We start from the raw sequence: 13,175 nt of genomic DNA, 5'->3' as shown, positions 1-13,175 counted from the left end.
TCCCTTCTTTTTTACTTCACTTTACGAATCAAAAAGATAGCTAAAAGAGGGCTAAGAGCGAATAACGCAAACAACCAAATTGATGCTTGTTGTGCACCCACAATTCCTCCAGGGTTCATTAAGCCACTATTATTCACAACCACACCAACCAAAGCAGCAGAAAGGGCAGTTGCATACAACTGGATTGTAATGATGGATGAAGAGGCTAAATTTTCCTCACCTTCTGGTGCGGCATTGAAAACGCGCAGAACTAGGTGAGGCCAACACACACCAATCCCGAGTCCCACACCCGCCATTGCGACTAAATACACAATAAATAGCGGTAGAGACTCAATAAGTTGCTGATTATGCGTTAAAACAGCTAACACAATCAGAGAGATAAATATGATGATTGGACCCGTTCTAATTATCTTCACAACAATTGGGCCTGTTTTATTGGCGCTAAATAACGCACCAATAGTCCAGCCTGCCGCCATGATTGCGGTTAAATATCCAGCTGACAAAGGTGAGAACTGATGGATAGTTTGTAGGAAATAAGGCACGTAAATTTCAGTTGTCATACCGCCAACGAGTAAACACATGGTTAAGAAAATGACACCAAGTGGATTTTTCAGCGAATAAGCGCCTGTTGGTAACAACCGCTTTCCATTTTTACCGTCTAAACGTGCCATCGTGACTAGTAAGGCAATACCGACAGCTAAACCGATAAGGTTTATCAATAGTTTGTCAGACAGACTACCAATGGAAATGGCGAGTACTGAAATGACTAATAATGAAATTGCCAAGAAGGGTATTTTATTATTTTGTGGTGTTTGAGTTTGTTTTTTAGGTAATTGATTAATAACGATAATAGCAAGGAATACTGCAACAGGAAGTAACGCCCAAAATGCCCAGCGCCAGTGGCCACCTTGTGCGAAAATTCCGCCAATGGCAGGGCCGCATAATGTCGCAATCCCCCACATCCCAGAGACCACCCCCATGGCCCGAGACCATAAGTTTTCGGTAAAGACGATGCGGATTAAGGCATAACTGAGTGCAAATAAAATTCCCCCACCGAGCCCTTGCAATGCACGTCCTCCCAATAACACCAACATTGAGGGGGAGGCTGCACACCAAATGGAGCCCAGTGAAAAGAGGGTGAGGGCGATTAAATACGCCATCTTTGGCCCAAAATAGTCGAGCACTTTGCTTGAAAGTGCGGATCCGACAATCGAGGTAGCTACAAATAACGTGGTATTCCATGCATAATATTCGAGGCCGCCGATATCATTAACGACACTGGGTAAGATTGTGGTGACGATATAAATATTGATAGCATGTAGTGCAACGCCCCCAGTAAGGGCAATAGTCAGTAATGCATTGGTGCCGCTGAGTAAATCAGCCCACTTAGCCTGTGGTAAGGTCGATGTTTCATTGCTCATAGAGAGACCCGCTAGACGGAATAGGGAAAAAAGAGGTATTATCCAAGTAATAGCTTGGATAATAGAGTCGCATAATGATTAATGCAAGTAATTACTTTGATAATTTAAATCTAACACAAGCCGTCGATAAAGTGCTTTTTTGTATTAAAACCAAAGGGCCGATTTCGACGTCAGTGATTGCTAACGATTTAAATATGACAGGGGAAGCCGCAAGGCAACATATTCAAAAACTGACTTCGATGGGGTTAGTTGAAGGGGCTCAGTGTTTATCACAAACAGGCGCTGGTCGACCACGGCAAAATTGGGTATTAACCGAATTGGGGCATCAGCGTTTTCCTGATACTCATGCACAGCTTGCGTTACAGCTGATTGATTCTGTTCGGACTATTTTTGGCGATGATGGCTTGGAAAAGCTTATTCACCAAAGAGAGATTGAAAGCCGTGAAAAATATATCGCCCGCTGCCAAAACTTACCGTTAGCAGAGCGCCTTGCAGCATTAGCTGAAGTACGCAGCGAAGAAGGCTATATGGCAAAAGTTGAGCAAGAGGGGGAAGATTGGCTCTTTATTGAGAACCATTGCCCTATTTGCGCCGCCGCAACGGCTTGCCAAAATTTTTGCCGCTCAGAGTTAGCGCTTTTTCAAGAAGTGATAGGCAACGAGGCAAGTATTGAACGTGAACAGTATTTGTTAGAGGGCGCTGGGCGCTGTGTTTACCGTATTTCAGCGCGCTAACGTTTTTTCTCGCTTTTGTTGATCAACCAAGCAAATAAAATACCCGATAACGCGCCAGCAATATGGGATTCTGTCGAAATATATTGATGAACGGGTAATAAGCCGCTCGCCATTGCACCAAAATAAAATAACACTAACAATGCGATGGCGATATCCGCGAATTTTCGGCGCAAAAAACCTTGGGCAATCAACAACCCCCACAACCCAAAAATCCAACCGCTCGCGCCAACATGTACGGCATTACGGCCTACTAGCCATACCATCAGCCCGCCAACAACAATAATAAATAGTGAAGCAACGAGATAAAACTTGATGGTGCGATGGAGTAATAGGGCACTGAGTATAATCAGCGGTGGAAGATTACTGAATAAGTGATCCCAACTTCCGTGAATAAAAGGGGCAAGCAAAATCCCTATCAACCCACTGAGAGTACGAGGGACAATACCAAAATGAATAAGCTCACCCGCTGTTAGGCTATTAATCAACTGAATGCCAATTAATATGGCAACTAAAGCGACTAATAGTGTCACGCGGGGGTATTTCATTCGGCTTTACCTAATGCTTGAACACTTTCGACTAAAGAGGCGAGTTGGACAACCACTCGGTCACCAATATCAGTATTATCACCACCAAGGGCTTTATTACGCATAAAGTCTTTCTTGATTTGTTGCCAGCGTGCGGCTTCTTTTTCGGTTAGTGTTCCTCGTAACTCTGCGAGTTTTAATAAATTTTCCTCTGCACCCGTTGTGAGCAATTGCGCTTCACCGAGGTAGTGGTCATCTAATAACCGCTCCAGCTCTTCCTCATTCATAACAGAAGAGACTTTTTCACTGAGTTTATTCATATTTCGGTAACTGCCTTGCAAACGAAATGCAGGTTCAGTGCGGTATTTGTCCGATTGAGCTGCGCTGGCAATATATTGCTGATTGACCTTCAACACAATGTCGCGAAGTTTAACTAATTGTTTGATGACTAAAACTATTTCGTTTATTTCGGCGTCAGAGTAAGGGTAACTCAGTGTATTGGTTGAAACCGATTTCCCCATGGCTTTATCTACAAGGAGATATAAGTCATTGAGATCTCTGAGTGCCAGAGGGGCTAAAACGGGGTTCGAGGTTAAGCTATTTTCGATATAGCTTAATGCGAAAGCCTCATCCATCCCACCTAATACTTCCCCGAGGTTATAGATATCGGCACGGTTAGCTAACATATCTGGGATACGGAATACTTCGCCAGATTCGGTATAGGGGTTCCCTGCCATCACCACACAGAATTTTTTGCCGCGCATATCATAGGTTTTGGTTTTGTTTTTCCAAACCCCTTCAATACGCCGTGTTCCATCACACAGGGAAATGAATTTCTGTAAGAATTCAGGGTGTGTATGCTGGATGTCATCCACATACAGCATGACGTTATTTCCCATTTCAAGGGCTAAATTGAGTTTTTCTAGCTCTTGCCTCGCGGTAGCATTCGGTGCTTGTGCAGGGTCAAGTGAAAGCACATCATGACCAAGTGCAGGGCCATTGACTTTCATGAAAATCAGCCCCAAGCGATCAGCGGCGTATTCCATTAAAGTAGTTTTACCGTAACCAGGCGGGGAGATCATTAACAGTAGCCCCATTAAGTCGGTACGTTTTCCTTCACCGAGTGCGCCGATTTGCTTCGCCATGTTATCGCCAATAATGGGTAAGTAGACATCATTAATCAGTTTGTTACGTACGAAAGAGCTCAATGGCTTAGCTTTAAACTCATGCAATTTTAAGCGGCTACGTTCCTCTGTTACGATGCGTTGTCGCAAAGCTTGGTATTGGCGGAATTCAGGGATAAAGCGTTTTCGCTGCCCGCGCATCCGGCTAAAGTAATTATCTAAGCTGAGTGATAGCGTTTGGTTTTCAATGGTTGGGTGTTCCCCCAGTAAACCGCTGACTTTAAAGTAAAGATCAGCTTCGCTGTAGCGGGCAGAAGCCACTTTATCTAAAATAATAATGGCAATTGCACCAGGTATATAAGGTACTAGATGTGCGAATTGAGGGGTTGAGCACAGCCCTTGCAGCCAATTTTGAATAAGTGACCAACGTTGGGCGTAGCGTGTACCTAAATTTTGTTGGGAACGATTGAAATCGAGCCACATATGGGCTTCTTCTAAGCGTTCTTGTAACGCTAGAACGAGTTCTTTTGCATATTTACTGTAGACCAGTTCGATAGGCGTTCGTGCTAATGTAAAGCTCAGATATTCCGCAGCTTGTGTTTGCTCATAACTTTGGCATTGAATAGGATTATCTTGTAAAAACAAACTGATATTGGCTTCAATTTCCGCTTGTAGGTCAAGTAAGGCATTATCATTATGGAACAGCTGATGAATGTTCATCGCTGTTCTAGCACGTTCAGGCCAAAGAGCGGGGAATTCTTCGTTTTGGGCTATTTCCCAGTAAATCGCTGCAATTGCACGCGCAGTCGGGTTATAACGCAGAAGATCGGCACTCTCCCCGACAGGAATTAATTTTTTTAAGATTGCAATGGCATCGTGGTCGTGAATCCCTTTTTCATAGCCTTCTTTGTAGCGTGGGCCTGCAAAATCGCGCACGATTTTTTCCAGCTTTTCAGGGGAAGTTAACGCGCTGGTTAACAACGCCATGTTGAGTTCGTCTTGGCGTTTAGCGGCAGAATAAATAATCGAATAAGCAAGGTACTCCGCGCGATAAACTGTCTCTGACTCAGATTCTAAAGTTGCCGTCCAATAAGGCTGTAACTGTGTGAGCTCTTCATTTTCAATCGGTTCCTGAAAATCCGTACCCGTGAGATATACCCAGAGTTGGTTATTTTTAGGCAAGATAGTGAGGTCTAGCTCTTGCGTGTTAACGCTAAACCGATGGCGACCCAATTTGATGATATTACCGCCATCTTCAAAAATATCGGTTTTATCGCGCAGAATGCGGATAGCTTGATCACGAGATGCTTTTAAGCGAGCATCGATATCATCGGCTTTAACGTTGTCGTTAATCTCTCTTAGTTTTTCGATGATTTCTCGCGTTTTTAACGCAAGGGGGTCTGAGGCAAAAAATGCATTTAGCTCATCTTGAGACTGCAGACGGGTGGTTCTGCGTTGCAAGCTATCGAGTAAGCGGTCAGCAGCAGTTAACAGGTTTTGTGCACGGCGTTGGCGGTCATCAATAAGAATTTGTTTATGAGATTCAAAGGTTTCAAGTAACTCTTCACGCTTGGCTAAGATATCATCAAGAAACTCATCGTGGCCACTAAACTGGCTTTCCAGTTCTTCTAATTGAACCAGTAATCTTGATAGCTGATCATCACAACGCTCAGGGTCTGTCGCAAGGGACAATGCGTTGGTGATACCTTGGCTAAATAAACGAAATTGTGCGCCAAACTGCGCCACGGTTTCAACGCTGGTTTGGGACTTTCGTTTCTGTTGTAAGCGAGCCCGTGACTGATTCAGCTGTGCATAAATTTGTGAGATAGAATCAATGATATGGGTTTGTTGTGTCACATCATTGAATGACAGTGAAGCCATTAAATTAGATAGCATATCCAAATCTGTTGACATTTTTTCCATGTCATTCATTGGGATATCTAATTGGGCGCTGTTTTGCGCTTTTTCGGTTTGTTCTTCAAAAACGGTTAATTGTGCTTTGAAAGGTTGTAGCGCTTTATCGCTAGCCAGAAAAACGGCGGTTTCTTGGGAGACATATTGTTGATTTTTTTCAATTTCGCCTTCCATTTCACTCAGTTTTTCTAAATCCATATAGCGAAATTCACGCAGCGAAATCAAGTGCCCGCGTTGTGCATTTAGGGCATTTAAACCATCAACAAATTGCTGAATATCATCCCAGCTGTCGGGTAATGTCAGCGATAATAGTGATTTCTGGCGGCTAATGGCTTCATTCATCGATTTAGCCGACTGCTGGCGGATGCTTTCTACCTTTTCATATTCATCAAGCACTAATTCACTGGTTTGCGTGATTTCTTTCAGTAACTTACCAATTTCTAAGCATTGCTCATCGCTGAACCAATAGTATAAATCCAATAAATTTTTAGGTTGCTGGCTGAGCTGCTCATAGCGGGCGATAGAAACATGATTACCTTCAATCTCTTTGGCAACATGCAATATTTCAGAAATACCACGGACTAAATCTGCGTTACCAATTCGGCCAAAAAAGCCCCCTCGAGTCGGTTGCTTATCCGCAAATTCATCAGAATAAAATGGTGTTTGCCACACTTGCATTGGATGGACGCGCGTGGCTTCTTCCCCTTCCCCTTCGAACAGAACCATTTTGCCATCTTCAAGCATGGCATAACCATGCCCAATCAATGGAACGGACAGGGTACGTTCAATCAGGTTATAGTTGAAAAGTGCGATACGGCCTTGGTTCGGGGAATAAAAAACATATAAAACGTCTTCGCCATTGGGTGAACGACGTAAGCGGCGAAAACGCATGCCATCCATCGATTGTTCAAAGGTTTTGTATTCACCATTTTGTAGGTAATACCCCCCTGGGAAAATAATACCGTGATCTTCAGGGAGTTGAACGCAAGCCTGCCCAATGGCGTCAATGCGCTGCACAGACTGGGTCAGTGTGTTGTAAACCAGATAGCGCCAGCTTTCTTCTCGGTAAGGCAAAATCTTTAAAATAATCAAACTGCCTGTTTGGGCATATTCAATTTGCGCATCATCGAGGGACTGATTTTTATCCAGCACTGCTTCACGATAAATCCCCAAACCATCTTCAGTGTTATTTTCACACTTGATTGTTAAGTCACCACCGATAGTTTCAACGAATACGGTGTCGAGGATATTAATGTGAGGGTAACGGCCATTTACAGTATCTTCGCGAGTGGTTTTTTGCCACTCAAAGTCATAAGCGGGGGGGAGGGCGATATCGCGTTCCCCTCGATTATCAATGTATTCAATACGTTGTTTATCGCTTGAAATCGACCAACGAAAAACGCGGACATCGGTAATGCGGTCGCCAATTTGGAAGCTGGCCAGTAGTTTGCCATCTCGTTCGACAAGTTGCAGTAATTGGGTATTTTTATAATAGGTATAGAGCTCAGTAAAATCCTGAACAAAGCGAGTATCATTTAAAAAGGTATCTTCATTATCGACGGCTTCAACATCAAATTCGCCTTCGTTTTCAATCAATCGATACAATGAAAACACATCATTGAGGTGCGTTTCTTTTTTTAATCCAAGGAAAACGTTATAGCCAAATAGCAACCATTCACCCACTCGAACAATATCTCGGGCTTGGCAGTTATTTTCAGTACGAATACGAATACGCCCAATAATATCCATTTGGCTTTGACCAAATTCTTCTAGGCGTTTTTCATTGAGCTGTATGGCTTTTTGGTGAAGTTGCTGGCCTTGTTCGGTCAGCCGCTTACGTAAAATGTCATATGCGTCCCCTTCTGCAACAGCGCTATCGAGTATTTCTTGCTCGCGATCCGTTTCCTGAAAATCTGACATGGTGCAGCGAATTCCCTTAAAGTGGATGAAAAAAAGGCAATAGGGGGCAAAAAAGCCCCCCTCAGATTTTGATTAACTAAAGTTGGTCATCAGCGGGTGGAACGGGTTTTGCCGTTACGGTTTTTGCTAATTGTCCAGCCCCTTTTGCAGCCATAAAGCCATTGATTAGGTCTTGAACTTCAGGGTTTTTCAGTAAAGCGGCAATATCGATTTTTTTATCTTCTTTACTGCGGTTAATCAGCTTTTCCACATTTTCTTTGGCAAAACTACTTTTATCCATAAAGCCATCGACAGCCTTACCTAAGCTAAGTGCTTTAGAGAAGGTGTTGAAGAAGTTGCCATCGCCGCCCACAATTTCGATATTGGTTTTGCTAAGCGCTGCAGCCAAGACATCCGCTTGCTCACGAGCGATTTCTTTGTTGGCATCGATAGAAGCCATAGCTTGTTCAAATTCTTTCTCAAGGCGCATACGGAATTCTTCATGGGAACGTGCGGTATCGCTGAGGTGATCCATTGATTTGAATTTGTCAGTTAAGCCGTCTGCTTCGGCTTTCAGGCGCTGGCGAATAACTTCCGCCTGTGCTGAACCTAATTGGCCTTCACCTCGAGCTTGTGCTGCCAGTTTCTCTTCAAGGACTTTTGCATCCGCTAAACCTAATTTTTCTTTTGCGTTAGCTTGTTGTTCTTCACCACGCGCTTGCGCTGCTAATTTCTCTTCGAGGATTTTGGCTTCAGCAAGCCCTTGTTGTTGCTCTGCTTTCGCTTTGGCTTCCATGACTTGTGCTTCGGTTAAACCTTTTTCTTTTAAGCCGCGTGCTTCAGCTAACAGTTTTTCGGCGGTGATATTGGCAAGCACTAAACCTTCTTTTTCTTCTGCTTCGGCAGTCGCTTGGCGAACGCGTGCTTCTGCTAAACCTAATGCAGCGTGTTCAGCTTCAATTCCTTCTGCTAAGCGTTTTTTCGCTTCTGCTTGTTTGGCTGAGGCTTCTAATTCGGCTTGTGCCATGGTGCTGATTTCTTCCGCTTTGTGTTTAGCGCTCGCTTCATCGGCTTCGGCTCTTTTCACTTGGCGAACCAATAACTCTTCAGCTTCAGCTTGTGCATTGATCACAGTCACTTGGCGCATACGATCAGCTTCGGATACTTCACGGACTTCTTTTATACGTTCCTCTTCCTGTGCGACAGTTTTTTCAACGGCAACACGTTCACGGATCACATTCGAGATGTTTTTGCGTTCTTCTTCTAATGCTTTTTCTTTTTCAATGCGTTGTAGCTCAACTTCACGTTCACGGGCAACGATTTCAAGCTCTCGTGCGCGACTAACGCGTTCTTCTTCAATGGCTACGGCACGGGTGCGGTTTTGTTGAGCAACTTCAACTTCACGCATTCGGTTTTCTTCACGAATCTCAATTTCTTGCTGAGTTTGTATACGTGCTTGTTCCGATTTTAAGCGTTCTTCTTCTTGAACACGCAAGGTTTCAGCTTGTTCGCGGGAACGAATATTATCAATTTCACGTTTTTGACGTGCTTCCGCATCCGCTTGTTGGCGTTCTAGCGCTAAACTGGCTTCGCGTGTTTCCACATTTTTCTTTTGAATCGCTAACTCTTGGTCACGTTCTTTTTGGTTCGTTTCAATATTATGGATAGCGGTAATTTCAGTGATTTTACGAATACCTTCAGAGTCAAAGATATTGTTTGGATCAAGGGCAGATTTCGGTGTTTGCTCTAAGTAGTCGATGGCAACGTCTTCTAATGCATAACCATTAAGGTCTTTGCCAATCACATCAACGATGCGGTCACGGAAGTTTTGGCGATCTTCAAAAAGTTTCGCTAAATCAAACTGTTTACCGACTGTTTTTAGTGCTTCAGAGAATTTTGCACTAAATAAGGTGCTGACGGCTTGATGGTCAGAAGCGCGGTCAACCCCAATGGCTTTTGCTACTTTCAATACGTCTTCAGTGGTTTCATTTACGCGTAAGTAAAAAGCAACAGTGATATCCGCACGCAAGTTATCATGGCAAATTAAACCGTCTTTGCCACGGCGATCCACTTCTAATGTTAGAAGTGAAATGCGCATAAATTCTTTTTTGTAGATAACAGGATAGACCAGCGCACCTGTGAAATGCACTTTGGGCTGTGAAGACATGTCATTCACAATCAGTGCTGTACCTTGTGGGACTTTGATATAGAAGGCTTTAAATAATCCAAAGAAGCCTAAAATAATGACGATGATCCCGCCAATAATGGTTAAAAAGGGCATTAATGCAGCCAAATCCATATTTCTTCTCCATAGGTTCCGACGAGGTCGTTATTTTAAATAGGCAAGCAAAGGTTTATTGTCTATATCGTTAAAACTAATGACGGAACTCATCTTCCGTCACGACTTGGTAACTGTGGGACTGCGCATCATAGCTAATAATGACGACGCGATCGCCTCGCTTTAAATTCTCGATTGATGGTGCGCGTATCTGTAAAATTAACCCTGCACCGCCATCTTCTAACATCGCTTCCCCATTTTGTTCACTCACAGAGCCTGAACGTACAGTTGCTAATTTACCAATAAGCTGATGTACGGTTTTGGGTTTATTGAGGCTGACGAGTTTTTTACGAACAGGTTTTAAACATAAAGCAGTGAGATGAAGGGAAATAAACAGTGTGATGGCAAATACGGCAAAGCCAACAAGGTAGCGTAATAGGGTTGAATCAATAAAACGGATAAAGCCATAAACGCAAAAGTAACTGATAACCCAGCCAAATAGCGTAAATAAGGTTAGAATAATGGTAACTGGAATTCCCGCTAAGCCCAGTTTAGTGAGCCAGCCCGCAAAGCCCGTAGCGTCGAGTCCTGCATCAAATTCAGTATCGATATTAAAGACATCAATATCGAGTAAGCCAAATGCAGCACATAACCAGTAAAATAAAACAATAATGAGTAATCCACTAAAAACAATGGTGGGAAACATCAAACTATTCTGAAAAAACAATCCCATAAGGCTTTCTCTTTATTGTTGTTTAAGGGGTAACGGCGGATGTTTTTGTTTATTACCTTATTGTATGTAATGCAATAATAGCGTTTTTAGCCACAAGCTGTATCAGACAAGTCTTTATCGCCCAAATTTAATAATATCTTGCTGTTTTCTATTTATAATTTGCTGAAATTATTCTTAGAATGACAATGATAATAAAACCGATGGATCTTCGGTTATTTTAGCACCATTTGTAAATGAATGATAATGATTATCATCTGAAAATAAAGGTAAATGAACTCCTTGGCAGATAATTACCAAGGAGTATGAAAGGAAAGTTAGTCGATTAAGTTGAGGAACGCAGCACCGCGTGCCCCGCCAGAATCACCATAGCGGGCTTTTTCAATGGCAGGTAAAGTGGCAATTCCATACAGATATTGAGGTAGAACTTCAGGCAAACGCCGGTAAATTTCTTCAAATTGCGATAAACCGCCGCCAAAGACGACTAAATCGGGGTCGAATACAGTAATGACTTGCCCCATAAACATCGCCAATACAGACATGTAGCGTTCAACGTGTTCGATTGCTTCAGGGCTTTGCTGATGATATCGCTCAATAATTTCAATAGCAGAGCGTTTTTCCCCTGTAAATGCAGTATAAATACGTTCAAACCCAGGGCCTGAAAGGTAAGTCTCGAAACAAGCTGTTTGTCCGCAGCCACAGGTTACTTCAGGGACGGTATCCCCTAATAGTTTTGCTGCGCGAACACTGAGGTTCATGTGGCCAATTTCGCCTGCAATCCCATTTTTTCCTGACAACACTTTGCCATTAATGACAAAGCCACCCCCCACACCTGTACCCAAAATTAAGCCCAACACCGTTGGATAACGCTTAAATTCAGGATCCCAAGCTTCGGATAGTGCAAAGCAATTGGCATCGTTTTCCACTTTTACTGGGCGCTGTAACGCATTGGTTAAGTCATGAATCAGAGGCTTGTACTGCGCTGCGGGAACGTTAGTGGTAAATACGGTGCCCTCTGCATGATTAACAATACCAGGAACGCCAACGCCAATTTTCCCTTGGCAATTGAATTTTTCATCGGCTTCTTGGGTGAGTGCAAGAAAGGCATCCAGCAGTGCTTGGTAGTCATTTTTAGGTGTCGGAACACGTTTCTGCCAGACTTGATTGAGTTCATTATCAAAGACTGCAAGCTCAATTTTGGTTCCGCCCATGTCAAAGCCGTAATACATTTTCATCATCCTTTAGTTATTTATGTATCATGTATCTATATGATAAATAATAAATGAAAGTGCTAATTAACTTGATTATACAAAAGTTATTTAATGAAAGAATTATTGATTTGATATTTATTTTTATACTCGCATGAGACTAGCGGGTATTTGTTAGTTTTCGATTGAAAAAAAAGTATCATTCTTTGTTATTTACCTATTTGTACTTTTCTAAGATAAAATTATGCAATTCCATTGCAATAATGTTATGAACTTCCTGTGTAGGATGAACGTCATCGATAAAAATATAATGGGGATCAACTTCTAGATGTGGACGATCACGGCGAATATAACCATCAGAAAAGGCCGTTTTCATATTATATGCACCTGGTGAATTTTTGTTTATATCACCAACAATATTAATTATTTTTTTCATTACGTTATTAACATTGAAGTAATTAATATTAATATTTTTGTTTAATTTGAATATATTAACTAGAGTCTGAAGTTTATTATTATGCTCTATGCTGAGGTTTTGTATTTTTCGTTGTGTTTGTGGGGAGGTGGTTTTTATCGCTGGGGGTTCAGATAAATCAGGAAGCCCCATTACGAGAATATTTTTAGCTCCGTTATTAATCATTTTTTTGATATGCTTTTTGTGAGAGTTAATAACTTTATCTACATCAGATTTTCCGTAAGTCATGTAATCATTAGCGCCAAAGAAGATGATACTTAAATCTTTTTCATCAAATGTAAGCCCTTTTTGCTGTTTTTTCATATTGGACAGAAAAAGGAATTTAGGATCAGATGAGTATGATGCGCAAGGTGAGCCTCCTTCTGAGCGATTAATCAGCTCGACCTTTGATTTTTCTACCTTTCCATTATGGAATGAGTGACTTTTCATAAAAACTGGATTAACTAAAAATTCAATCCATGTACTACCATTTGTAAATTTACCTTCATAGTACTGCCTCGAACGAGGTAATAACCCCCCAGATTTACGGTGCATTCTTCCTTCAGAATCAGACAAGCTATCACCAATAACAATGACTCTATCAAAATAGTTAATTCCTTTGTTCTCTGGATTTTTACTGTTTTGTTCATTAACGGATTGAGTCTGTTGTTTTGCATTCAATTTGCTTAGGTATTCTCTTGTTAGCTGAAAAGATGGGCCTGGTATTCTTTTTTCTGTATTTTTACCAAAAAGTGATCCATCTACATCGTCAGCTACCTGAATTGATTTAATAGCATCAACGACATTATTTTTATTGGAATTATTTTTTATGTAAGCGATTGATATGCAAGATGGTATACATGGTAAATATTTGATTGGCATTTTTGCT

The 13,175-nt window shown here is 42.0% G+C and carries 8 protein-coding genes; 1 reads left to right on the top strand and 7 read right to left on the bottom strand.

What is annotated here, in order from left to right:
• Nucleotides 1-11: 11 nt before the first annotated feature.
• A complete protein-coding gene (locus PSF27_RS12700; RefSeq protein WP_272574334.1) occupies nucleotides 12-1,421 on the bottom strand; it encodes an MFS transporter in 1,410 nt (469 codons plus the stop codon).
• Nucleotides 1,422-1,495: 74 nt separating this feature from the next.
• Here PSF27_RS12700 and PSF27_RS12695 point away from each other — a divergent pair, with 74 nt between their 5' ends.
• Nucleotides 1,496-2,155, top strand: coding sequence for a helix-turn-helix transcriptional regulator (locus PSF27_RS12695; protein ID WP_206085565.1), 660 nt, complete (start codon nucleotides 1,496-1,498; stop codon nucleotides 2,153-2,155).
• On the opposite strand, the gene PSF27_RS12690 is transcribed toward PSF27_RS12695, so the two are convergent.
• The 6 genes from PSF27_RS12690 to PSF27_RS12665 form a co-directional block, all read right to left on the bottom strand.
• Entirely contained in the window at nucleotides 2,152-2,700 is a 549-nt protein-coding gene (locus tag PSF27_RS12690; RefSeq protein WP_272681588.1) for a rhomboid family intramembrane serine protease, read from the bottom strand. The two genes, PSF27_RS12695 and PSF27_RS12690, sit on opposite strands and share 4 nt — an antisense overlap.
• Nucleotides 2,697-7,637: a DNA repair ATPase gene (locus tag PSF27_RS12685; RefSeq protein WP_272681587.1), complete on the bottom strand. Its 4,941-nt coding sequence runs from the start codon at nucleotides 7,635-7,637 to the stop codon at nucleotides 2,697-2,699. Before PSF27_RS12685 ends, PSF27_RS12690 begins: the two co-directional genes overlap by 4 nt.
• A 76-nt stretch (nucleotides 7,638-7,713) precedes the next feature.
• Entirely contained in the window at nucleotides 7,714-9,915 is a 2,202-nt protein-coding gene (locus tag PSF27_RS12680) for a flotillin family protein (protein WP_225820451.1), read from the bottom strand.
• A gap of 76 nt (nucleotides 9,916-9,991) precedes the next feature.
• Nucleotides 9,992-10,627, bottom strand: coding sequence for an OB-fold-containig protein (locus PSF27_RS12675; RefSeq protein ID WP_272539762.1), 636 nt, complete (start codon nucleotides 10,625-10,627; stop codon nucleotides 9,992-9,994).
• 314 nt (nucleotides 10,628-10,941) lie between these two features.
• Nucleotides 10,942-11,853 (bottom strand): N-acetylglucosamine kinase, encoded by a 912-nt coding sequence (gene nagK, locus PSF27_RS12670; protein ID WP_206085582.1) that lies wholly within the window; start codon nucleotides 11,851-11,853, stop codon nucleotides 10,942-10,944.
• A 196-nt stretch (nucleotides 11,854-12,049) separates the two neighbouring features.
• Nucleotides 12,050-13,168 (bottom strand): SGNH/GDSL hydrolase family protein, encoded by a 1,119-nt coding sequence (locus PSF27_RS12665; RefSeq protein ID WP_272681586.1) that lies wholly within the window; start codon nucleotides 13,166-13,168, stop codon nucleotides 12,050-12,052.
• Nucleotides 13,169-13,175 lie beyond the last annotated feature (7 nt).

Source organism: Providencia sp. PROV129 (genome assembly GCF_028482245.1).
Lineage (GTDB): Bacteria > Pseudomonadota > Gammaproteobacteria > Enterobacterales > Enterobacteriaceae > Providencia > Providencia vermicola.
This window is presented reverse-complemented; position numbering and strand designations above follow the sequence as displayed.

What these genes read in the sequence shown, in the direction of transcription:
- PSF27_RS12700 (WP_272574334.1), bottom strand. Translation starts at nt 1,421, where the DNA reads ATGAGCAATGAAACATCGACCTTACCACAGGCTAAGTGGGCTGATTTA.
- PSF27_RS12695 (WP_206085565.1), top strand. Translation starts at nt 1,496, where the DNA reads ATGATTAATGCAAGTAATTACTTTGATAATTTAAATCTAACACAAGCC.
- PSF27_RS12690 (WP_272681588.1), bottom strand. Translation starts at nt 2,700, where the DNA reads ATGAAATACCCCCGCGTGACACTATTAGTCGCTTTAGTTGCCATATTA.
- PSF27_RS12685 (WP_272681587.1), bottom strand. Translation starts at nt 7,637, where the DNA reads ATGTCAGATTTTCAGGAAACGGATCGCGAGCAAGAAATACTCGATAGC.
- PSF27_RS12680 (WP_225820451.1), bottom strand. Translation starts at nt 9,915, where the DNA reads ATGGATTTGGCTGCATTAATGCCCTTTTTAACCATTATTGGCGGGATC.
- PSF27_RS12675 (WP_272539762.1), bottom strand. Translation starts at nt 10,627, where the DNA reads ATGGGATTGTTTTTTCAGAATAGTTTGATGTTTCCCACCATTGTTTTT.
- nagK (WP_206085582.1), bottom strand. Translation starts at nt 11,853, where the DNA reads ATGTATTACGGCTTTGACATGGGCGGAACCAAAATTGAGCTTGCAGTC.
- PSF27_RS12665 (WP_272681586.1), bottom strand. Translation starts at nt 13,168, where the DNA reads ATGCCAATCAAATATTTACCATGTATACCATCTTGCATATCAATCGCT.